This window comes from Sphingopyxis sp. Geo48, from assembly GCF_949769155.1.
In the GTDB taxonomy this organism is placed as follows: Bacteria; Pseudomonadota; Alphaproteobacteria; order Sphingomonadales; family Sphingomonadaceae; genus Sphingopyxis.
In genome coordinates this window covers 551,055-572,934 of sequence record NZ_CATKPA010000002.1, presented here as the reverse complement: position 1 = coordinate 572,934, position 21,880 = coordinate 551,055, and the positions used below count along the sequence as shown (strand labels likewise).

17 protein-coding genes are annotated in these 21,880 nt (G+C 65.2%); 5 read left to right on the top strand and 12 right to left on the bottom strand.

The genetic code is table 11. The annotated features are described in order from the left end of the window. The first annotated feature begins 26 nt into the window (after window positions 1-26). Together QOL79_RS09570 and QOL79_RS09565 are read left to right on the top strand one after the other, a co-directional pair. The gene (locus QOL79_RS09570) at window positions 27-440 is read left to right on the top strand and encodes a hypothetical protein (RefSeq protein WP_283419445.1); all 414 of its coding nucleotides are present in this window, start codon (window positions 27-29) and stop codon (window positions 438-440) included. A gap of 92 nt (window positions 441-532) precedes the next feature. Beyond that, entirely contained in the window at window positions 533-1,858 is a 1,326-nt protein-coding gene (locus QOL79_RS09565; protein WP_283419444.1) for a Xaa-Pro dipeptidase, read from the top strand. A gap of 89 nt (window positions 1,859-1,947) precedes the next feature. Here the strand turns inward: QOL79_RS09565 and QOL79_RS09560 are convergent, their stop codons facing one another. The 8 genes from QOL79_RS09560 to QOL79_RS09525 all read right to left on the bottom strand — a co-directional run bounded on the left by QOL79_RS09560 (window position 1,948) and on the right by QOL79_RS09525 (window position 10,616). Beyond that, complete coding sequence (locus tag QOL79_RS09560; protein ID WP_058456472.1) at window positions 1,948-2,727, bottom strand: tyrosine-protein phosphatase; 780 nt, start codon at window positions 2,725-2,727, stop codon at window positions 1,948-1,950. A gap of 2 nt (window positions 2,728-2,729) precedes the next feature. After that, entirely contained in the window at window positions 2,730-3,533 is an 804-nt protein-coding gene (locus QOL79_RS09555; protein WP_283419443.1) for a crotonase/enoyl-CoA hydratase family protein, read from the bottom strand. Window positions 3,534-3,635: 102 nt separating this feature from the next. Further along, entirely contained in the window at window positions 3,636-4,766 is a 1,131-nt protein-coding gene (locus QOL79_RS09550) for a CaiB/BaiF CoA transferase family protein (protein WP_283419442.1), read from the bottom strand. A 103-nt stretch (window positions 4,767-4,869) separates the two neighbouring features. Continuing rightward, window positions 4,870-6,120, bottom strand: coding sequence for an acetyl-CoA C-acetyltransferase (locus tag QOL79_RS09545; protein ID WP_283419441.1), 1,251 nt, complete (start codon window positions 6,118-6,120; stop codon window positions 4,870-4,872). Between the two features lie 97 nt (window positions 6,121-6,217). Then, window positions 6,218-7,000 (bottom strand): SDR family NAD(P)-dependent oxidoreductase, encoded by a 783-nt coding sequence (locus QOL79_RS09540; protein ID WP_283419440.1) that lies wholly within the window; start codon window positions 6,998-7,000, stop codon window positions 6,218-6,220. A gap of 13 nt (window positions 7,001-7,013) precedes the next feature. Continuing rightward, window positions 7,014-8,219, bottom strand: a complete 1,206-nt coding sequence (locus QOL79_RS09535; protein WP_283419439.1) for an acyl-CoA dehydrogenase family protein — start codon at window positions 8,217-8,219, stop codon at window positions 7,014-7,016. Then, the gene (locus QOL79_RS09530; RefSeq protein WP_283419438.1) at window positions 8,216-9,310 is read right to left on the bottom strand and encodes an acyl-CoA dehydrogenase family protein; all 1,095 of its coding nucleotides are present in this window, start codon (window positions 9,308-9,310) and stop codon (window positions 8,216-8,218) included. The genes QOL79_RS09535 and QOL79_RS09530 overlap by 4 nt, the downstream gene beginning before the upstream one ends. A 124-nt stretch (window positions 9,311-9,434) precedes the next feature. Next, complete coding sequence (locus QOL79_RS09525; RefSeq protein ID WP_283419437.1) at window positions 9,435-10,616, bottom strand: acyl-CoA dehydrogenase family protein; 1,182 nt, start codon at window positions 10,614-10,616, stop codon at window positions 9,435-9,437. A gap of 118 nt (window positions 10,617-10,734) precedes the next feature. On the opposite strand from QOL79_RS09525, the gene QOL79_RS09520 reads away from it, so the two are divergent. Both QOL79_RS09520 and QOL79_RS09515 read left to right on the top strand, forming a co-directional pair. Continuing rightward, window positions 10,735-11,715, top strand: a complete 981-nt coding sequence (locus QOL79_RS09520; protein ID WP_283419436.1) for an NAD(P)H-dependent flavin oxidoreductase — start codon at window positions 10,735-10,737, stop codon at window positions 11,713-11,715. Between the two features lie 109 nt (window positions 11,716-11,824). Beyond that, window positions 11,825-12,913, top strand: coding sequence for a flavin reductase (locus tag QOL79_RS09515; RefSeq protein WP_283419435.1), 1,089 nt, complete (start codon window positions 11,825-11,827; stop codon window positions 12,911-12,913). Between the two features lie 22 nt (window positions 12,914-12,935). Here the strand turns inward: QOL79_RS09515 and QOL79_RS09510 are convergent, their stop codons facing one another. The 4 genes from QOL79_RS09510 to QOL79_RS09495 form a co-directional block, all read right to left on the bottom strand. Next, a complete protein-coding gene (locus QOL79_RS09510) occupies window positions 12,936-14,474 on the bottom strand; it encodes an acyl-CoA synthetase (RefSeq protein ID WP_283419434.1) in 1,539 nt (512 codons plus the stop codon). 11 nt (window positions 14,475-14,485) lie between these two features. Then, window positions 14,486-15,607 (bottom strand): DUF5938 domain-containing protein, encoded by a 1,122-nt coding sequence (locus tag QOL79_RS09505; protein ID WP_283419433.1) that lies wholly within the window; start codon window positions 15,605-15,607, stop codon window positions 14,486-14,488. Window positions 15,608-15,638: 31 nt separating this feature from the next. Further along, entirely contained in the window at window positions 15,639-16,409 is a 771-nt protein-coding gene (locus QOL79_RS09500) for a glucose 1-dehydrogenase (protein WP_283419432.1), read from the bottom strand. Between the two features lie 76 nt (window positions 16,410-16,485). Beyond that, window positions 16,486-19,071 carry a TonB-dependent receptor gene (locus QOL79_RS09495; protein ID WP_283419431.1) on the bottom strand — a complete coding sequence of 862 codons (2,586 nt, stop codon included), beginning with the start codon at window positions 19,069-19,071 and terminating at the stop codon, window positions 16,486-16,488. Window positions 19,072-19,248: 177 nt separating this feature from the next. Here QOL79_RS09495 and QOL79_RS09490 point away from each other — a divergent pair, with 177 nt between their 5' ends. Next, entirely contained in the window at window positions 19,249-21,879 is a 2,631-nt protein-coding gene (locus QOL79_RS09490) for a LuxR C-terminal-related transcriptional regulator (RefSeq protein ID WP_283419430.1), read from the top strand. Window position 21,880 lies beyond the last annotated feature (1 nt).

Genomic DNA, 21,880 nt, shown 5'->3' with positions numbered 1-21,880 from the left:
CACGCATCGGCAGGGGAGTGGCTGCGATGCGTTTGATCGGCGGTGCGTTCAGTTGGGTCTTCGCGCTCATCCCGATCGTCTATATCGGCGCGATGCTCTGGTATTTCGCGGGCGTGGGCGGCAACAGCGCCAAGGGGATCGTCGGCATCGGCCTTGGTCCCACCGTGATCGGCCTCGCGATCGTCGGGCTGTTGCTGGCGTTGCCGCTCGTCATCAAGTTGTTGCGCGTCGTCAGCGGGACCAATCGCGTACCGGGTGCCGGCGCCGCGGCGGGCGAACCGTCGGTGGAGACCCAGGGATTCGACCCGGATGCCGCCTTTGCCAACTATATGCGGGGTCGCGATTCGGCTCCCCCGCCGCCGATCGCGTCCGACGCCATCGGCGACGATCTGCGCCCCTTCACCCCGCGTCCCGGTGGCTTTGGGCGCAAAGGCGTCTGATCGCCTTCAAAAGCGGGCCATCACTTTCCGCTGTCCTACGGCCGCCGGTTTTGCCATCTAGGTAGAGGGCACCAACAACAGGCGGGTCGGACATGCAATCGCGGGTGAAGTTTGTCAGTTTTCTGCGGGGAATCGCTTGTGGTTCCGCCGCCCTCCTTTCGGCGTCGGCAGTGGCGCAGGACGGCACGGGCCAGACGGTGATCACCGCCGCGCGCTATGTCGATGTGCTGGCCGGCAAGACGGTCGAGCATCCCGCAATCTTTGTCGGCGCCGATGGCCGTATCACCGGGATCGCCGACGCGCGTACCGTGCGCTGGGGCTCGAACGTCAAGCATATCGACCTTGGCGACAAGACCTTGCTGCCAGGGCTTATCGACATGCACGTCCACCTTGACGGCCCTGCCGATATCGGCGGCTATCGCGGGCTCGAATTCACCGACAGCTTCTGGGGCATGACCGCGGTCAAGAATGCCCACGACATGCTCGACGCGGGTTTCACGACCGTCCGCAACGTCGGCTCGGACAACCGCAACGATATTGGGCTCAAGGAAGCAATCGATGCGGGTTACGCCGTCGGGCCGCGAATCGTGCCTGCGGGCTATGCGCTCGGCGCGACCGGCGGGCATTGTGACAGCACCTTCCTGCCGCCCAGCCTCGAAAAGAAGGACGGCAAGGAAGAGGGGATCGGCGATACGCCCGACGAACTGCGCTATCAGGTCCGCCGCCAGCGCAAATATGGCGCCGAGGTGATCAAGGTGTGCGCGACCGGCGGCGTCTTTTCGCGCAACACCGAACCGGGGCAGCAGCAGCTGACCGACGCCGAGCTCAAGGCGATCGCCGACGAAGCGCATCAATGGGGCCTCCGCGTCGCCGCGCACGCGCATGGCGCCAGCGGTATTCGCGCTGCGATCGGTGCCGGGATCGACACGATCGAGCATGCCAGCCTCGTCGATGACGAGGGCATCCGGATGGCGGTCGCGCGCAAGCGCCCCGTCTGGTTCTCGATGGATATCTACAACACCGAATATACGCAGGCCGAAGGCGCGAAGAACGGCGTTCTCGAGGATAATCTCCGCAAGGATCGCGAGATTGCGCAGGCCCAGCGCGACAATTTCCGCAAGGCGCACAAGGCTGGCGTGCGGATGGTGTTCGGCTCCGACGCGGGCGTGATGCCGCATGGCGAGGTCGGCAAGCAGTTCCGCGTCATGGTCGAATATGGAATGACGCCGATCGAGGCGATTCAGGCCGCGACGCGCAACGCCGCACAGGCGCTCGACCGCGAAAAGGACGTCGGTGCGATTGCGGTGGGCCGTTACGCCGACATCATCGCGGTCGACGGCGATCCGCTGAGCGACGTTCGCCAGCTGGAAGGCGTCGATGCAGTGGTGAAGGGCGGGGTACTGGTGAAGGGCGAATAGTGAGACGTCGCCCCCGCGAAGGCGGGGGCCGTTCGCGGCCACACGCTACGCCGACAGTGGCCCCCGCCTTCGCGGAGGCGACGGACTCTTCAAATTACCAACCGGTCGATCATCGCCTCGCGCTTTTCCGGCGTCAGGTTCAGGACCGTTTCGGCATAGGTCGGGATGTCGCCATGATCGCGGCGCACGGTCGCGAGCGCGGCGTCGAGATAGGCGGGATTGACAGACATCAGCGCGCGGATCGCATCGTCCTTGATCTCGGCGCCATAGCGCATCCGGATATGCGCCGCGCCCTGTTCGATCCGTTCCTCGATCTTGCCGGCGGTGTTGGTGAGCAGATAATCGTGCATCAAATCGTCCTCATGGACGCCGAGGAGCCGGTGAACGACCGCGACGGCAAAGCCGGTGCGGTCCTTGCCAGCGACGCAGTGGACAAGGCTGGGCGCGTCCGTGTCCGCCAGCGCCGCGAGATAGAGCCGCAGCGTCGCGACCAGCGCGGGCCGGTACGGCATCCCGGCGTAGGTATCGATCATCCGCTCGCGCGCCGTCTCGACATCGATCGCGCCGCCCGCCGCCTGCAAATGCGGCGCGAGGCCGGCGGTGATCCCGCCGGCGAACAGCACGCGTCCTGCGAAATTCGGCGACCGCCGGCACGGGTGCAACGCGCGTTCGTCGTCGCCGCGCAGGTCGATCACCGTTTGGAGGCCGAGCGCATCGACCGCGGCCAGGTCGTCGTCGCTCGCTGCTTCATGGTGCGCCGACCGCCAGAGGAAATTGTCGCGCAGGCGGCCGTTCCCTTCGACGGCATAGCCGCCATAGTCGCGGAAATTGTGAATCCCCGACAGGGGCAGGACACGCTCGGCCAACATTTTCATTCTCCTGTGAACACCGGCTCCCTCTTTTCGACGAAGGCGTTGATCGCCTCTCGATTGTCGGCGGTTTCATGGACGATCGCCTGATAGGCGGCGCTGAGTTCGAGGATGTCGCTCATCCGGCTGTGCTGCGCCTCGCGGAGCAGGCGTTTCGTCAGGCGCAGCGCGCGGGGCGGGTTGCAGACGATGCGGTCGGCGATTGCGATCGCGCGGTCAAGCAATTGATCGTCGGGCACGACCTCGGTGACGAGGCCATAATCCTTCGCGGTAGTAGCGTCGAAGCGGTCGCCGGTCAGGAAGAGTTCGGCGGCGCGCGGATAGCCGAGTATCTTCTGGAGCAGCCAGGCGCCCCCGTCGCCGGGAACGATCCCGACCTTGATGAAGCTGCACGCGAACTTCGCGCTCTCGGACGCGATGCGGATGTCGCAGGTGCAGGCGAGGTCGCAGCCGAGCCCTATCGCATGACCGTTGACCGCGGCGATCATCGGCACTTCGCAGTCCATCAGCGCGCGGATCACGGCCTGAACGCCCTTGCGGTAATTGGCGCGGGTGGAATCGGGCTGGTCGAGGACGCCGATGCCGGTGCGGTCCTGCATCCCTTTAAGATTGCCACCGGCGCTGAAGGCCTTGCCGCTGCCGGTGAGGATGATCGCGCTGACGCCGCGGTCGTCGCCAAGCGCGCGAAGCGTGTCGATGATGTCCTGGCAATCCTCGTGCGTGCCGATCGCATTCATGCTTTCGGGCTTGATCATCGTCAGGATCGCGATCTTGCCCCGTCGCTCGACACTCAGAAACTCACCCATCAAAAACTCTCCTCGTTCGCGAAGCAGGCTATGCCTCACGGGTCGGTGTTGCAAGCCAAGGTTGGCGACCGGACGCGCGCCGGCGCCCGGTCACCCAAAGCGTCAGCCGACGGCGCCGCTGTCGCGCAGCGCGGCGATACCCGCCGCGTCATAGCCGAGACCGGCGAGCAGGGCATCGGCATCGGCGCCGCACGTCGGTGCCGCGCGCGGCGCATCGTTGACGGTCGCCGAATAGCGCGGGGCGGGGGCGGGCTGGACGACGCCACCGACGGTCAGGAAGGTTTCACGCTTGACGTTGTGCGGATGCTGCGGTGCTTCGGCGAGCGAGAGCACCGGTGCGAAGCAGATGTCGGTCATTTCCATGATCGCGCACCATTCGTCGCGCGTTTTGGTCGCGAACAATGTGGCGAGCTTGTCCTTGAGCGGTCCCCACTGCGACGGGTCCATCTGTGCGTCGAACGCCGGATCCTTGTCGAGCCCGGTCTTCTCGCGCAGCAGCGCATAGAATTGCGGCTCGATCGAGCCGATCGAGATGAATTTGCCATCGGAGCAGGTATAGGTGTCATAGAAATGCGCGCCGGTGTCGAGCATGTTGACGCCGGGCTCGTCCTTCAGGCGTCCGGCGCCGAAGAAACCCCAGGTCATCGCTGCTAGTACGGCCGACCCGTCGGTCATCGCGCAGTCGATCACCTGGCCCTCGCCGGTCTTCGCAGCATGGAGCAACGCGCTCGCCATACCGAAGGCGAGCATCATGCCGCCGCCGCCGAAATCGCCGACATAATTGACCGGCGGCACCGGCTTCTCGCCCGCCCGCCCTACGGTGTGCAGCACGCCCGACAGCGCGATATAATTGATATCGTGCCCTGCCGCCTGCGCGTATGGGCCGAACTGGCCCCAGCCGGTCATGCGGCCGTAAACGAGCTTTGGATTGTCGGCGAGCAGCACGTCGGGCCCAAGGCCGAGGCGTTCCATGACGCCCGGGCGGTAGCCCTCGATGATGCCGTCGGCGCTCTTGCACAGTTCCCGCGCCACTTTCAGCGCCTCGGGATTTTTCATATCGAGAACGATCGACGTTCGGTTACGCGACAGGGGATCGCGCGGATCGAGCGCGGCGCCGGGGCGGTCGATACGGATGACTTCGGCGCCATGGTCGGCGAGCATCATGCCGGCGAAGGGGCCGGGGCCCAGGCCGGCGAATTCGACGATCCTTATACCTTTGAGGGGACCAGTCACATCATATTCCTTTCGAATGCTATATCTGGAGGCCGCTGCCGGCCGATGGGCGGTCGGCTGGCAGAATGCCTCCCGTGGCTAAACGGGCACCAGGGTGACGAATTCAGAGTCGTTCGATGATGATCGCCGGCGCCATGCCCCCCGCGGCGCACATGGTGACGAGGCCGTACCGTCCGCCCGAGCGTTCGAGCTCGTCGAGCGCGGTGCCGATCAGGATCGACCCGGTAGCGCCGATCGGGTGACCGAGCGCCATCGAACCGCCATTGATATTGACCTTCTCGCGGTCGAGATCGAGATCGCGGATGAATTTTTCGGCGACGACGGCGAACGCCTCATTGATTTCCCAGACATCGATGTCGTCCTTCGTCAGACCGGCCTTCTCGAGCACCTTCTTCGCCGCGGGAACCGGGGCGTTGAGCATCAACGTCGGATCGTCGCCGATATTGGCATAGGCGACGATGCGGGCGCGCGGCTTCAGGCCGTGCTTGTCGGCATAGTCCTTCGACGTGAGCAGCACCGCCGCCGCACCGTCGACGACGCCCGACGAATTGCCTGCATGATGGAAATGCTGGATGTCGACATCGGGATAGCGGCGGTTGATCTGCTTGCGAAAGGTCACGCCGCCGCCGAGGTCGAAGTCGGCGAGCGCTGCGAAGCTGGGCTTGAGCGCGGCCAGTCCTTCGGCGGTCGTTTCGGGACGCGGGAACTCCTCGTGGTCGAGCGCGACGCTGCCGTCGGGATTGAGCACCGGCACGACCGACTTGGCGAAGCGGCCCTCCTTGATGGCGCGGTCGGCGCGCTGCTGGCTGACGAGCGCAAGCGCGTCGAGATCCTCGCGGCTGATCCCTTCGATCGTCGCGATCGCGTCGCCGCACACGCCCTGGTTCGATTGCGGATGCAGGGCGTCGAGCGCCTCGTGACCCGAACCCATCATGCGCGGGGGTAGCCCGGCGTTCGCCTGTTCGGCCGCATAAGCAGCGGTGTAGCTCATCATTTCGGTGCCGCCGGCGATAACACAGTCTTCCATGCCGCTCATCACGCTGGCCGCGGCGAAGTTCACCGTGCTGATACCGCCGCCGCAGAAACGGTCGAGCGTGGTGCCGCTCGCCTTGATGTCATAACCCGCCGACAGCGCCGCCATGCGGCCAAGGTCGCCGCCTTGCTTGCCGTTCTGCGACGAGGTCGACCAGACGATGTCGTCGACCGTCGCGGTATCGAGATTGTTGCGGTCGCGAATCGCGGCGAGGACGGTCGCGGCGAGGTGCTGAGGGTGCAGGTGCGACAGCGCGCCCTTGCCGGGCTTGCCGATCCCGCGCGGGGTGCGGACGGCGTCGATGATGTAGGCTTCTGCCATGGGGAGTTCCTTTCGTAGGTAATTGTCCGGGTGGTCAGCGGATTGAACAGGGTGTTGTCGGGGTGATCAGCGGGGCGCCATGCGGCCACCCCGAGGTTTAGCGGGGTGCCATGCGGATCGCGCCGTCGAGGCGCACAGCCTGGCCGTTGAAGTAGCTGTTGCGCGCCATCTCCATCGCGAGGCTGGCATATTCGCTCGCCTTGCCGAGGCGCTTGGGGAAGGGGACCGAGGCCTCCAGGCTTTCCTTGACCTTCGGGTTCATGTTGCCGAGCAGCGGCGTTTCGAACACCCCGGGCATGATCGAATTGACCCGGATGCCAAGGTCCATCAGGTCGCGCGCCATCGGCAGGACGAGCCCATTCACGCCCGCCTTGGCCGAGCCATAGATCACCTGTCCGATCTGCGCATCCTGCGCAGCGACCGAGGCGGTGAAGATGATCACACCGCGCTCGCCGTCCTCCAGTTCGGGCAGCCCCGCCATCCCCTCGGCGGCGATCGAGCCGATGCGGTAACTCGCGGTCAGGATGCCCGCCACGCCATAGGCATAATCCTCGGTCGGGGTGCGGCGGAACTTGCCGGTCTCCTTGTCATAGGCGAGCGTCTTGCCGCGACGCGAGGTCATCGCGCAGTGAACGCAGATGCGCTCCTGCCCATGTGCCGCGCGGGCCTGCGCATAGCCATCGAGGACCGACTGCTCGTCGGTGATGTCGACATGGACGAACAGCCCGCCGATCGCCTTCGCGACCTCTTCGCCGAGCGCGTCGTTGATGTCGAAGATCGTGACTTTCACGCCCGCTGCGGCAAGCGCTTCGGCCGTCGCGCGGCCGAGGCCGGAGGCGCCGCCGGTTACGACGGCGGCGGTCGAGGAATCGATAATCATGAAGCAGGCTCCTTCAGGCCGGAATCTGGTTGAACGGGATGCCCTTGTCGGGGCGATGGTCCTGCGGCAGGCCAAGAATGCGTTCGGCGATGGTATTGAGCAAGGTCTCGTCCGACCCGCCCGCGATGCGCCCGGTCGGCGCGTTGATCCAGCTCGATGCCCAGTCATCTTTCGGCGAGGCATGTTCGTCGAACAGGAAGCCGTCGGTGCCCTGCAGGTCGAGCGCGAGCTCCGACAGCTTCTGGCGCGACCGCACCGCGACGAGCTTGTTGAGCGAGCCTTCGGGCCCCGGGGTCATCCCCGCCTGCATCATCAGCCGCGCGCGGCGGTTGATCGAGTCGAGCCCGGCGCGCATCGCATAGTTGCGCGCGATCTGATGGCGAATGCGGCCGTCCTCGATCGCCGGCTTGCCGTTGATCTTCACATCTTTGGCGAGGTCGACGAACAGGTCGAGGTGCGGGCCGAAACCGGCGCTGTCGGTGGCGACATATCGCTCGATCATCAGCGTCGTGAGCGCGACCGCGAAACCGCCACCGACCGGCGACATGCGGTGATCGTCGCTGATTCTTACATCGTCGAAGAAGACTTCGTTGACGTGGCTGTCGCCGCCCGCGAGCTTTATCGGGCGCACGGTGACGCCCGGCGCCTTCATGTCGACCCAAAAATAGGTGAGGCCCTTGTGCTTCGCGACCGTGGGATCGGTGCGGACGACGATGACGCCATAGTCCGAATATTGCGCCCAGCTGGTCCAGACCTTTTGACCGTTGATCTTCCAGCCGTTGCCGTCTGTTTCGGCGCGCGTCCGGAGGCCCGCGAGGTCGGTGCCGCCCGACGGCTCCGAGAAGAGCTGACACCAGATTTCCTCGCCCTGCAGCGCCTTGACGACACGCTCCTTCACAAAATCCCTGTCGGCACCGAACTGCATCAGGACCGGGACAGGCATCCCCAGCGAAATGCCGAAATAGACGTTGGGGAAGCCATGCTTCATCTCTTCCCCTTCAAAGGTGATCTTCTCGATGTGGCCGAGCCCCTGGCCGCCATATTCGGTCGGCCAGTTGATGCCTGCAAAGCCCGCATCGAATTTCGCCTTCTGATAGCGGCGGCCGAGCGCGAGGTCCTCTTCGACGCTCAGCCCCTTGCGCGCCGCCTTTCCGAAGGCGGGCACCATCGATTCGCACCACGCAGCGGCTTTCGCGCGGAAGGCTTCGAGATCGCTCATGCGGCTTCTCCTGCCAGGCGGTCGACGAGTATATCTTCCCAGAAGAGGCTGTTTCCCTGTTCGAGCGCGAGGCTGCGCGAACGGCGCATGTGAAGGTGCAGCCCGATCTCCCAGGTGACCCCGATGCCACCATGGATCTGCACGCAGTCGCGCGCGGCGGTATCATAGGCTTCGGTTGCCGAAAGGCGCGCCGCGGCGGCGGCTGTGATGAAGTCTCCCTGATCCACGCGTGCTGCGGCATGAATGCAGTTCGCGCGGGCGAGCTCGACCAGTCCGTACAGTTCGGCGATGCGATGCTTGATCGACTGGAAAGCGCCGATCGGCTGCCCGAACGCCTTGCGTGTCACCGCATAATCGCGGGCGATTTCCATCAGGGCTTCGGCGCCGCCGGTCTGTTCGTGCGCGGTGACGACGGCCTGCAGCGCCAGAATTTGAAGCGCGGCGGCGCGTGCTGCCGGACCCGTCGCGATCACCTCGGCGGGCGTGGCAGCAAAGCGGAGGTCGGCGATCAGGCGGCTGTTGTCAAAGCTGTCGATCGCCGATCGTTCGACCCCGGCGAGCTCGACGAGCGCCAGGACCGGCACGCCGGCCTGGTCGGCGAGAACGACGGCGACATCGGCGGCCAGCCCCGCAGTGACGCTTTTCGCGTGCCCCTCGATACGGCCGTTTGCACAGGTGAGGCCCGGTATGGCGGGAAGCGGATCGGCGCCGGCGGCAAAAGCGACCGCGCCGATGGCTTCGCCGCTGGCGAGGCGAGGCAGCCAACGCTGTTTCAGCGCATCGGTGCCCAGGAGTTCGATCGCTTTCGCGGCGCCAAAACCCGAGGTCAGGAAGGGGGCGCCGCTCAGCGAGCGTCCGGCCTGATGCGCGATCAACCCAAGCTCGACGAGGCCGAGGTCGAGACCGCCATAGGCTTCGGGAAGGGCGAGGGCGGTCCAGCCCTGTTCCTTCGCCGTTGTCCAGAAGCCCTCGTGGTAACGGCCGCTTGTCTGCAGCAACGGCAGCAGGTCGTCCTTGCTGATCCGTGCTTCGAGAACACGGCGCGACTCGGTCGCGATCGCCTGCTGTCCTTCATCGTGCAATATCGACATCGGCCCGATTCCTCACCCTGCTCTGTTTGTGCCCATCATCTGTACGTTAACGTAAACGTCAAGTCTTTTGACGTTACGTCTCGGGCGCAGCGGAATCATTCCGCGCCAACAAACTTCGCGGCGCTCAGGCGTGGCCGGCTTTCCAGTCGCGCTTGATCTTCTTGGCGAGGCTCCATTTGTGAACCTCGGTCGGGCCATCGTAGATGCGGAAGGCGCGGACCTCGCGGAACACCTGTTCGACGATCGTCCGGTCGGTCACGCCGGTGCCGCCCATGACCTGGACACAGCGATCGGCGATGCGCATCAGAGCTTCCGACACCGCCACCTTCGCCATCGAGCTTTCGACGGTGCCGAGCGATCCGGTGTCGAGGACGCCTGCGCACCAGTCGATCATCAGTTCGGCCTGTTTGAGATCGATCATATTTTCCGCGAGCATGAAGCCGACGCCCTCATGCTCGATCAGCGGCTTCCCGAACGCCTCGCGGCGGTTGGCATAATCGGTCGCGATCTCGTGCGCCCGGATACAGCAGCCGAGCCAGCGCATGCAGTGCGACAGGCGCGCCGGCGACAGGCGTATTTGCGCATAGCGAAAGCCTTCGCCCGCCTGGCCCAGCATCTGGTCGGCGGGAATGCGCATATTGTCGATCGTCAGCGTGGCGTGGCCGCCGGGCATCGAGCTGTCGATCGTATTCGGAATCTCGTCGATACGGATCGCGGGGTCGGGCAAGTCGACCAGGAACATGCACGCTCCTTGCTCGGCCTTCGCCATGATGATGCCGACCCGCGCGCCCTGCGCGCCGGTGATGAAGGTCTTGCGACCGTTGACGACCCAGTGATTGCCGTCGGGGTGGCACGTCGTTTTCATCATCGACGGGTCGGAGCCGGCGCCACCCTCTTCGGCAGGCTCGGTCATGAGGAAGGCCGAGCGCACATGGCCATCGACCATCGGCTTGAGGAAGCGGGCCTTGAGCTCGGGGCTTCCCTCCTTGCCGAGCAGATACATATTGCCCTCGTCGGGCGCCATCGTGTTGCAGGCGAGCGGGCCGAGCGGCGACAAGCCGCTGTTGATCAGCACGACGGCGGTCTCGCGCTGGTTGAGGTGGCTGCCGTCTTGCAGGATGTGTGGTGTCAGCACACCCGCAGCGCGTGCTTGCTCGCGCATTTCCATGACCAGCTCGTCGGTCGGAGCGCCATGATGGTCGCGGCGGGCGTCGCGTTCATAGGGGATGACGGTTTCCCGGACGAAGGTCTCGACCTTTGTAGCAATCGCCAGCGCCCGATCCGATATGCCTTGGTTCGTCGTCATCCCGATTCCCTTCACCGCTTCTGCAATTGCTCAACCCGACGTTGACGTAAGCGTCAAGTTAATTCATGTGCAAAGACGACGGTGCCGTAAGGGCAATAAAATTAGGGAAGGACGGGGCATGGCTTTCAAGACGCGTATCACCGAGATGCTGGGCATCGAACATCCGATCGTTCAGGGCGGGATGCAGAGCGTCGGCTATGCCGAGCTTGCGAGCGCGGTATCGAATGCGGGCGGGCTCGGCATCCTGACCGCGCTGACCCAGCCGTCCCCCGACGCCCTGCGCGCCGAGATCGAGCGCTGCCGCACGATGACCGGCAAGCCCTTTGGCGTGAACATGACGGTGTTTCCGACAATCAACGCGCCCGATTACAAAGCCTATGCGCAGGCGATCATCGACGGCGGGGTGAAGATCGTCGAAACCGCGGGCACGCAGGCGGTGCGGGAGATCTGGGAGATGCTGAAGCCCCATGGCGTCACGATCCTCCACAAATGCACAGCGGTCCGCCACGCGCTGTCGGCGGAGAAGGCGGGCTGCGATATCATCTCGATCGATGGCTTCGAATGCGCCGGCCATCCGGGTGAGGACGATATTCCGGGCCTGATCCTGATCCCCACCGCCGCCGACAAGGTCAAGATTCCGATGCTCGCCTCGGGCGGCTTCGGCGACGGGCGCGGCCTCGTTGCCGCGCTGTCGCTCGGCGCCGAGGGCATCAACATGGGCACGCGCTTCTGCGCGACCGTCGAGGCGCCGATCCATGACAATGTGAAGCAGGCCTATATCGACAATGACGAGCGCGGCAGCTTCCTGATCTTTCGCAACTTCAAGAATACCGCGCGCGTCGGCCGCAGCCCGGTGAGCGAAGAGGTCGCGCGCCGCCTCGCCAATCCCGATGCGCAGTTCAGCGACGTGCAGGAGTTGGTGTCGGGCGCCGCGGGGCGCGAACTGCTCCAGACCGGCGACCTGTCGAAGGGCGTGTTCTGGGCCGGGATGGTGCAGGGGCTGATCCACGATATCCCGACCTGTCAGCAACTGATCGACCGGATTATCGGCGACGCCGAAGCGATCATCGACCAGCGGCTTGCCGGTTTCAGGAGCTGACGCCCGCCCATCCTTGCGCTCCGTCCTTGCGGTCCGGCAACGGGTGCCGCTATGCTGGCAGGGTCCAACCTGCCGGCCTCTTTGCTCGCCGGCCCGTCGAGGGGGCTGCTTGGCTATCATCGAATATAAGGGATTTGGCGGCCTTCGTCTGTCCGCCGATGTTCTGGGCGACGAAAATGATCCCGCGGTCCTGCTGCTCCCCGAACCGGGGCAGGGGCGCGAGGTCTGGCGCGCGGCGGCCGAAGCGCTCGTCCTGTCGGGGCGGCGCGTCGTCAATGTCGAGCCACGTGCCTCTGAAATGGAAGCAGGCGATATCGCTGCGCATGTCGAGGATCTGCGCGCTATCCTGGCGCAGATGGGGTCGCGCCCCGTCGTCGCGACCGCGCGGCGAGGGGGATTGGTCGCGACGCAGGCGCTGGCCCCTGATGGCGCGCATCTCGCGGCGGGATTGATTCTGGTCGACATGCCGGTGAGCGATGAGGCGGTCGCGGCGGCGCCGCGCCTCGCGCTTCCGACGCTGGTCGTTCGCGGCGGCTTTTCGCCCGCCGAATGCACCGCGGCGAGCGACGCTTTCACCGCGGCGCTGCCGATCGGCGAAAGCGCCGATATCGAGGACAGAGACCTGGCGTTCGCGGTCGATCGCAACGAGGCGCTGCTCGGCCAGCTGCTCGAATTCCTCGAACGGCGCCAGCCGCGCGAAGCGATGGAGTTCAAGGCTGGATCGGACCCGCGCACGCTGCGCGATGCGATGGGCTGTTTCGCCACCGGCATCACGATCGTCACCGCGCTCGACGCGTCGGGGGCACCGGCGGGACTGACGGCGAACAGCTTCACCTCGGTGTCGCTCGACCCGCCGCTGCTGCTCGTCTGCATTGCCAATACGTCGGGGACTGCGCCGATCCTGCGTGACGCGGTACATTTCGGCGTCAACGTCCTCCAGATCGGGCAGCAACCGGCGTCGAACCGTTTCGCGTCGAAGGGCGAGGACCGCTTCGCCAACCTGCCATGGGCGCCTGGCCAGACCGGCGTGCCGTTGCTCGGCGGCTCACTCGTTTCGTTCGAATGTCAGCGCGAGTCGCTGCATGAAGCGGGCGACCATTTTATCCTAGTCGGGCGAGTGGTGCGCGCGCAATTCGAGCCGCACCGCGACCCGTTGCTCTATTTTCGCGGCAAGTACCGGCGGCTCCATTTCGCCTGACCGGGTGGCTCGCAGCTTTGAATCAGGCCGGAGAACCGAGCTTGCCAGCGCGAATTTCGCGCTTCAGTACCTTGCCGACTTTCGACCGCGGCAGGTCGTCCCAGATTTCGAGCTCTTTCGGCGTCTTGACGCTGCCGATGGCCGCCTTGACGTGCGCGATGATCTCTTCGGGTACTGCCTGCCGGCCCGCGCGAAGCTGCACGACCGCGCAGACTCGCTCGCCCCATTTGTCGTCGGGAAGCCCGAACACCGCGCCGTCCTGAATCGCCGGGTGCGACAGCAGCGCCGCCTCGACCTCGGCCGAATAGACGTTGAAGCCACCGGTGATGATCATGTCCTTGGCGCGGTCGACGATGTAGAGGAAATTGTCGGCGTCGAGATAGCCGATGTCGCCGGTGCGGTGCCAGCCGTTCAGCGTCGCCTCGGCCGTTGCTGCCGGGTTCTTGTAATAGCCGTCCATGACGAGCGAGCCCCTGACAACGATCTCGCCGCGTTCGCCCTGCGGCAGTTCGTTGCCGTCGGCATCGACGATCGCGACGCGCACGAGCGGGCCGGGCTTGCCCGCTGACGACAGGCGGTGGCGCGCAACCGACCCGTCCGGGTTGAAATGATCGTTCGGTGCCATCATCGAGATCATCATCGGTGCCTCGGTCTGACCGAAAAGCTGCGCCATGACCGGCCCGATCTTGTCGATCGCCTCTTCGAGCCGCGCGGGCGAGATGGGCGCCGCGCCGTACCAGAAGCACTGGAGCGACGAGAGGTCGGTGGCGCCGAGCGCTGGATGATCGAGCAGCATGTAGATCAGGGTCGGCGGCAGGAAGCTATGCGTAACGCGGTGCCGCGACACCAGCGCCAGGAACTCTCCGATATCAGGATAGGGCATGATCACGACCTCACCGCCATGCGCCATGATCGGGAAGGTCAGCACACCGGCGGCGTGCGTCAGCGGTGCCATCGCCAGATAGACCGGGCGTCCCTCGAACGGATAGCCCATCAGGGTCAGCGCGGTCATCGCCTCGAGATTGCGGCCCGTCAGCATGACAGCTTTCGGGTGGCCCGTCGTCCCGCCGGTGCCGGGGAGCATCGCGAGGTCGCTGACCGGTTCCGCCTGAAACGGGCCGTCGGGGACGCCCGCGAGCCACTGGTCGAGCGACGGCGCGAAAGGCTGCTCGGCATCGAGGCAGACGAGCAGCTCGAGTTTCGGCAACTGCCGGCGAAGTTCGTCGACCAGATCGGCGAACTTCGAATGAAAGAGCAATGCCGCACAATCGAAATTGTCGAGAATATAGGCGTTCTCGGCCGCCTCGTTGCGCGGATTGATCGGACACCAGACCGCCGCGGCGCGCGAGATCGCAAGGACGCAGGCAAAGGCGACGGGATCGTTGCCCGAGAGGATCGCGACATGCTTTCCCGGCGTGATCCCCGCGCCGTTCAGCCTGCGCGCGACGCGGTGCGTCAGGGTCTGGACCTCGGCATAGGACAGGCTCTTGCCGTCCATCGTCAGGCAGGGGGCGCCGGCGCCCAGCGACGCCCCCTTGTCGAGCCAGTCGACCAGCCGCATCCGCCGCCTCCTCAGTCGTGAACCGTGACGACCGGTTTCAGCACCAGCCCGAACTGGCGCAGCGCGCCGAATATCTCGCGATGCCCGAACGCCTGGCACGCTGACGCAAAGCCGACGCGGCGCGGCGATTGCTGGAGCAGGTTCATCGCTGCCCACGCCTGCATCAGGCCGGTCTGCTTATAGTTGCAATTGCCGTGAAGCAGCACATGCACGCGGCCGAGCGGGCCCGAGGCGTAAACCGAATCGATGCTGGTGTTGAGCCGCGGATTTTCGCGCGGCGGCATGTCGCCCTGAACCGATTCCGCCATCTTGGCGAGCGCCGCCTCCTGTTCCTTGAAGGGGAGCGGCTTGATGTCGGTATCGATCATCTTGGTCATGTTCACGACATTGTCCATCACCTCGCGCGCGAAGACACCGCCATAGACCTTGACGGTCGAAACGCGCGGGTCGTCCTTGAACCAGAGCGGGTGCGATGTCCCGCCCCACGGCAGGGTCAGCGCGGTCGCGTGCTGGCCGGGGACATGGCATTCGGTGGTCGTCAGCGTCGGCCATTGGACATACTGATTGTTCTCCAGATAATACCAGTCGGCCTTCAGGATCGTGAAGATCGTCTGGACCGAGGCATAGGTCGGGAAGCCCTTCCACAGCACGAGCATGTCGAGCGTATCGAGCCCCGGCATGGTTTCGAGCGCGATGTTCGCCGCGATCTCGCCCGTCGTGTACATATGCGCGACGCACGGAGAGAGCAGCAGGCCCTTTTTCGCGAAACCCTCGCCCCATTTTTCCTGCGCCAGCATCATCCAGTCCTGCTCGCCGGTGGTGTCGAGGTAATGGCATCCCGCTGCGAGGCTCGCCTCGACGGTTTCGGGGCCATATTTGATGAAGGGGCCGACCATGTTGCACACGACCTTTGCGCCCTTGAACAGCTTCGTCAGCGCTTCGACGCTATGTTCGACCTCGGCGACCTCATAGTCAGCGGTCTCGATGCCGGGCACCTTGTCCATCACCTCCTGTACGCGCTTCGCGTCGCGTCCCGCGGCGATGAACGGAATGCCGAGTTCGCGCAGATATTCGCAGACGAGGCGGCCTGTGTAGCCCGAGGCGCCATAGACGATGACCGGTTTCTTGCTCATGGAATGTCGTCCCTGTTGTGTAGGATTTGGATCAGACGGCGGTGTAGCCGCCGTCGACGATCAGCTCGCTGCCGCACATGTAGGCGGCATCGTCGCTGGCCAGGAAAAGGAGGGGGCGGGCGATCTCGCGCGTCGTCGCCATCCGGCCGAGGGGAATGGCGCCGACCGTCGCGGTCGCGAAACCCGCGGCCGCATCGCCAAGGCTGCCGACCGCGTCGGCGACGAGCTTGGTCTCGCAATATCCGGGGTGGAGCGAGTTGATCCGCACCGGCCAGCCCTTGCGCGCGCAATCAACCGCCACCGCCTTGGTCAGCATCGCAACGCCGGCCTTGCTGGCGTTATACGCGGGGAAGAGCGGCTCGGCGACGTTCGCCGCGATCGAGGCGACATTGACGATCACGCCCCCCTTGTCCTTCATCGCGTCGATGCCGGCGCGCACGCCGAGGAAGACGCTTTCCAGATTGACCGCCATCAGCCGCTGCCATTCGGCAAGGTTCGTATCGACGACCGATTTCAGGAAACCCATGCCGGCGTTGTTGACGAGGATGTCGAGCTTTCCGTCGCGCGCCACGACGTCGGCAATCACCGATTTCCACTCCGCCTCGTCGGCGACGTCCTGACGCCGGGCTTCGGCTTTCAGCCCCTCGGCACGGATCGCGGCCGCCGCGGCGTCGGCCTCGTCCGCGTCAATGTCGGTGATCGTCACCGATGCGCCCTCGCGGGCAAATTCCTGCGCGGCAGCGAGGCCGATCCCACGCGCGGCGCCTGTGATCAGAACGCTCTTGCCGGTAAAACGCATCATCCGATGCTCCTTGCGAAACGATAAAAAGGGTCGGGGGCGGCGCGGGAGGAGGGGACGCCGCCCCCAGGGGGGTGCCTCAGAATTTGGCCGTCAACTCGACACCATAGGTGCGCGGCGTACCGCGGTTGAGATAGTCGAGCCCGAAGATGTCGATGTTGAGCCCATAGCTGTAGTAATATTTGTTGGTCAGGTTCTTGACCCACGCGCTGACCGCATAGTTGCCATGCTCGAAGGTCAGGCGGCTGTTCACCAGCCAGTATCCGGGGTTGCCGCACGTGATCGCGGGGCCGGCCGGACGGACGTTGCCGGGCGCGCCGGGACGGTCGCACGGGGTCTGACCATAATCGCCGAACGGGTCGAAATAATATTTGCCCGTATAGGCGGCGTCGCCGCGCAGCGTCAGCTTATTGTCCCCGCTTTCAAAGACATCCCAGTCGAAGCCAGCCGAGAAAGTGGTGCGCGGCGCGTTGGGGAAGGGGTTGCCGTTGACGTTGCGCGTCGGGCTCGACGGGTCGGTCGGATCGATGACATTGCCCTTATATTTGCTGCGCAGTAAACTCATCGAGGCATCGAGGCGCAGGCTGTCTGCGGCCTGGATCGTCAGCTCGGCCTCGCCGCCATAGAGGCGCCCGTTCGCGCTGCGGGTGAAGGTCGTCGCGCCGATGACCTGCGTCACCTGATGGTTCTTGTAGTCGTAATAGAAGCCCGCGAGATTGAGCTGCACGCGCCGGTCGAAGAAGCGCATTTTGAGCCCGCCTTCATAGGCGTTGATCTGCTCGGGCTCGATATAATAGACCTGATTGGTGCCCTGATAGGCGAGGCCGTTAAAGCTGCCGCTGCGATAGCCGCGGCTATAGTTCAGATAGCCCATGACATCGTCGGCAAAATCATAGCTGACGTTGATCCGCCCGGTCAGGCGATTGGCCTTTTCCTTCTGCCGCAGCGCCGGAACGCTCGCATCATAAGGGAAGGTATAAGGAATGGTGCTCGCGCGGATCGTGCCGCCAAGGTCGTAGAGCACCGTCCGCCCGTTCAGATATTTGACTTTGTCCATCGTGTAGCGAAGGCCGACGCTGACCGTCAGCGCATCGGTGATGTCATAGCTCCCGTCGAAGTAGATCGCCGCCGAAGGCCGCTTGATCGTGTAGCGCTGTTCGCCCTCGATGGGACCGAATGGCGGTGCGCCCGCCGCGCGGCATGCGGCCGAAATCGCGCCGCCGAAACCGCCGCCACCCGAATTGTTGACCTGGATGTCGGTGAGCAGCGCGATCAGCGAGCGGGCATCGAGGAAACCGTTGGGGTTGCCCGTTGGCACTGCAGCGCAGCTTGCCGGGTTGGTCGGGTCGAGCGTCGGATCGACCGCGAAGGCGGGAACGAACGCAGCCGCCTGCGGCGCCGACACCGGGGCGTTGAAGAAGCTGTTGGGAACCCCCGCGCCCTGCAGGATCGGCTTCAGCACGCCGAAGAAGTCGATCTCGTTGCGCGTGTCGATCTTGTCGACGCCATAATAGAGCCCGGCCACCGCGTTGAAGCGGTCGCCCTTGAAGTTCAGGCGCAGATCCTGGTTGAAATTCTTGCTGAACGAATTGTAGCGAAGCGCGCAGACGCTGTTGGGCGAGCCGTCGCAGTCGAAGGGCGAGTTGCGATATTTGCCCGTGTCATAGCCGGTGATCGAGGTCAGCGAGAGGCTGTCGCTGACCTCGATCGCGACATTGAGCGCAAAGCCCTGCGACGAGGTGTAATAGCGTCCGCCCGTGTCGGCGGCGACGTCGTTCTTGCCGAGCGGGGCACCGCCATTTTGCGCGGGGTCGAAGCGCGAGTAGCCGAGCACGTCGCGGCCCTCGGCCAGCTGGCCGAGGGCATAGGGATTGGGCGCCAGCGGATTGTCGCGCGCGAAATAGCCTTTGAGGTTGATGTCGACCGTTTCGGTCGGTTTCCAGCGGAGCGAGGCGCGCCCTGCAACCGTGTTCGTCGTGCCGACATGGCGGTCCTGCACCGGATTATATTGCCAGCCGTCGCCCTTGGCATAGGTGCCCGCAAAGCGGATACCCAGCTTGTCGGGGATCAGCGTCGCCTCGACCGCGCCCTCGACCGTCTTGGTGTCGTAATTGCCATAGCCGAGCGTGATCATGCCCTCATTGCCGTCGAGTTTCGGTTTGTTGCTGAAAAAGCTGATCGCGCCGCCGGTCGTGTTGCGGCCATAGAGCGTGCCCTGCGGGCCGCGCAGCACTTCGACCCGTTCGAGGTCGTAGAGCTGCTGGCCGTGGCTCGCGCGGAAGCTCTGATAGACTTCGTCGACATAGACACCGACTGGCGAGGCGGTGGAGGCGGAAAATTCGTTCGCGACCGATACGCCGCGGAGCGAGAAGTTCGGCTGGGTGCGGCCATAGGGTGTGGTGATCTGGAGGCTGGGCACGAAGCCTTGCAGGTCGGACGTCTCGCTGATCCCGCGCGATTCCAACTCCTCGCCCGCCAGCGCGGACACGGCGACGGGAACGTCCTGCAGGTTCTGCGCTCGCTTTTGTGCGGTGACGACGATTTCGGCGATGCCGCCGCTACTTGTCTCTTCTGGGGCAGAGGTTTCCTGTGCGAACGCGGCGCCCGGCCATCCCATCAGCATCGTCGTCGACAGGCAGGTCGCCAGAAAAGCTTTGTGCGTCACGCTTTCTCTCCCTTCGCTCGGTCCCGTTCTGTGCAGAACCTTCGTCCTTCGGGAGGCTATGGCGGCGGCGCGGCGGGCAATAGACAAGGCGTCGGGGGGAGCGATGGGGGGGTAGGTGCCTGCCGCTTGCCCCCGAATGGCCAAAGCGATAGCTTCCGATCATAGATGGGGGGCAGAATGACCGTCCAACAGGGATCGGGGAATATCGCCAAACCGCGCCTGCGGGCCGTGCCGAACGAAGGCGCATCCGCTTTGCGTCCCCGCCATTCGGCGCCTCCCCGCTTTCCCGCCGACCTTGTCGGACTGGCGACGCAGCGGGTTTGGCTGGACAAGCTGTTCCAGCATGAAATCGGCATCGTCTGCGCCCCCGTCGGGTACGGGAAGACGGCATGGTGCGCGACGCTGTTTACCGAAGCGGTCGCTGCGGGATGGCGGACGGCGTGGTTGTCGATCGATGCCGAAACCGATGCCGCGATGCTGCTCGCCGCCTTTGGGCTCGATCTTTCGGAGGACATTGGCGCGCCGGCGAGCGCCGACGCACTGGCGAGGCTCATCGACGCGGACCCGCGTCCCCTGCTGTTCGTAGCCGACAATGCCGACCGTCTTGCCGATCCCGTGGCGCGCGACATGCTCGCCCGGCTTGTTCAGCACCCGCCCGACCGGCTGCGGCTGTTGGTCGTCGGCCGGGCTCGACCCGATATCCCGCTTGGCGATGTGGAGGCGCGCGGCATGGCGCTGGCGATCGGACGCACCGATCTCGGGCTTTCCGATACCGCTATCCAGCAGTTCCTCGCCGCGTCGGGCATCGCGCTCGATGCGAACGAGGCGCGCGCGCTCAATCGCTTCCTGCTGGGCTGGCCCGCGGGCGTGCGAATGGCGGCCCAGTTTGGCGGCGATCTGCGCGCGATGGCAACGGCGGGCGATTGGCGGCCGCTCGCACGGCGCTTTGCGGCGATCGTTGATCCGGTGGTCGACGAGTTGCCCGCCCCGATGCGCGAGATGCTGGTGCGGAGCGCCGTGGCGCCCCGGCTCGACGAAGCGCTCTGTCTGCTGCTGGCCGGCGGCGACAGCACGACTTCTGTTAGCGACCTCGCGTCGCATTCGCCCTTCCTGGAAGCGGACGGCGACGGCGGATTTGGTATCCTCCCCGCCCTGAGGGCGGCGCTGAAGATTCGGCTCGATCCGGCGAACGCGCTACAGCTGCACCGTGTCGCCGGGCGCTATTACGCGGCAAACGGAAGAACAGCCGACGCCGTCGACCAGCTTCTCGCCTGCGGCGATCTTGACGATGCGGCGGGGCTCATCGCCGACCTTGCGATGCCGATGATCAGGAGTGGCGCGATCGATCGCCTGGCGGCCTGGATCGACCAGCTGCCGCCGGAGACGGTCACTGCGGCGCCGCGTCTTGCAAGCGCACGCGCCTGGCTTGCGCTGTTGCGCGGCGAAAGCGGCTCGACCGACCTTGCGGGACCGGATGAGGCGCGCGCGCTCCAGCTGCTGCGCCGTGCCTATGCCGAGGACCGGCCCGACGACATCGTCGAGGCGAGCGACCGGTTGCTGGCCGCGTCGGCAGAGGAAGACGATTTCGTCACCGATATGGTCAGGGTCGCTCTGGCCGATGGCGCCGCCAGCCGCGGCCTTTTCGGGCTTGTTCACGATGCGCTGCGTCCCGTCATGCTGCACGGTGCCGGGCGGGCGCTCAACCTGCCGGGTGCGCTCGCCGCAAGGGTGAAGGCCCGCGTGTCGCGCGCGCAAGGGCAGTTGGGAGAAGTCGAACGGCTGCTGCGCGAAGCGAAGGCGCGGGAAGGCGGTTCGGATCTTGCATCGGCCTTCATCAATGCAGCGCTTGCGCGGGCCTGCTACGAACGGGATGCGTTGGAGGATGCGGCCGATCTTGCCGCCGAAGCGTTGCCGCATCTCGAGGGCAGCATTTTTCAGGATGCGCTGATCGACGTTTTCTTGGTCGCTATTCGTGTTGCGGCGAGTGCAGGGCAGGGCGATCGCGCCGCATCGCTGATCGACCGGGCCGAGTTGCTCGCCTTCCGCCGCGACTGGGCGCCGCTCAAGGCGCTGTGCATCGTCGAACGCGCGCGGCTTCGCCTGCCGCAGACGATCGATGCCGAGACCGTCGTGGCGATCGGTGAAGAGGAACGCGCCATAATCGACCCGCTTTCCGCGCAGGGGCGGGCCTTTGCCCTGCTGTCGGAATGGCGCGCCTACGAAGCCATTGCGAACGGAGACCGACCGCGCCTCACCACCGTCGCCGACCGGCTGCTGCGACTTGCGTCGAGCAGCGACAGCGCCGAACTGCGCGCGAGCGCGACGCTGTTCAATATCCTGCCGCAACTCAGCGGGCGCTGCGACAAGATGGTCGAACTTGAAACGGTGCGCTTCCTCAACCATGCGGCGAGCCGCGGCTTCCGGCGTACAATCGTCGATGTCCTCGACGTCACCGGCGTGCGGGCGGTGCAGAATTTCTGCAGCGAAGCCTATTCCTCCGACTGTTTTCTCGCATTGTTGAAACTGGCCGAACCATCACGGCGCAACCCCGCGCTCGAGGGCGGATACAGCGCAGCGCCCGGCGAGGCATTTTCGTTCCTGACCGAGCGCGAGATCGAAATCCTCAGCGCGCTCAATGTCGGCGAGTCGAACAAGGAAATCGCCCGAACGCTGCACCTCGCGCCCGAAACGGTGAAATGGCACCTCAAGAATGTGATGCGCAAATTGCGCGCGGGCAGCCGCGAGGAAGCGGTCGTCAACGCGACGATGCTTGGCCTGAAGCTGATCGAAAAGGCGCCCGCGCCGTAGC

Bases quoted from the DNA above. Each gene is read 5' to 3' on its own strand.
- QOL79_RS09570 (WP_283419445.1), top strand. From the start codon at position 27: ATGCGTTTGATCGGCGGTGCGTTCAGTTGGGTCTTCGCGCTCATCCCG.
- QOL79_RS09565 (WP_283419444.1), top strand. From the start codon at position 533: ATGCAATCGCGGGTGAAGTTTGTCAGTTTTCTGCGGGGAATCGCTTGT.
- QOL79_RS09560 (WP_058456472.1), bottom strand. From the start codon at position 2,727: ATGTTGGCCGAGCGTGTCCTGCCCCTGTCGGGGATTCACAATTTCCGC.
- QOL79_RS09555 (WP_283419443.1), bottom strand. From the start codon at position 3,533: ATGGGTGAGTTTCTGAGTGTCGAGCGACGGGGCAAGATCGCGATCCTG.
- QOL79_RS09545 (WP_283419441.1), bottom strand. From the start codon at position 6,120: ATGGCAGAAGCCTACATCATCGACGCCGTCCGCACCCCGCGCGGGATC.
- QOL79_RS09540 (WP_283419440.1), bottom strand. From the start codon at position 7,000: ATGATTATCGATTCCTCGACCGCCGCCGTCGTAACCGGCGGCGCCTCC.
- QOL79_RS09535 (WP_283419439.1), bottom strand. From the start codon at position 8,219: ATGAGCGATCTCGAAGCCTTCCGCGCGAAAGCCGCTGCGTGGTGCGAA.
- QOL79_RS09530 (WP_283419438.1), bottom strand. From the start codon at position 9,310: ATGTCGATATTGCACGATGAAGGACAGCAGGCGATCGCGACCGAGTCG.
- QOL79_RS09525 (WP_283419437.1), bottom strand. From the start codon at position 10,616: ATGACGACGAACCAAGGCATATCGGATCGGGCGCTGGCGATTGCTACA.
- QOL79_RS09520 (WP_283419436.1), top strand. From the start codon at position 10,735: ATGGCTTTCAAGACGCGTATCACCGAGATGCTGGGCATCGAACATCCG.
- QOL79_RS09510 (WP_283419434.1), bottom strand. From the start codon at position 14,474: ATGCGGCTGGTCGACTGGCTCGACAAGGGGGCGTCGCTGGGCGCCGGC.
- QOL79_RS09505 (WP_283419433.1), bottom strand. From the start codon at position 15,607: ATGAGCAAGAAACCGGTCATCGTCTATGGCGCCTCGGGCTACACAGGC.
- QOL79_RS09500 (WP_283419432.1), bottom strand. From the start codon at position 16,409: ATGATGCGTTTTACCGGCAAGAGCGTTCTGATCACAGGCGCCGCGCGT.
- QOL79_RS09490 (WP_283419430.1), top strand. From the start codon at position 19,249: ATGACCGTCCAACAGGGATCGGGGAATATCGCCAAACCGCGCCTGCGG.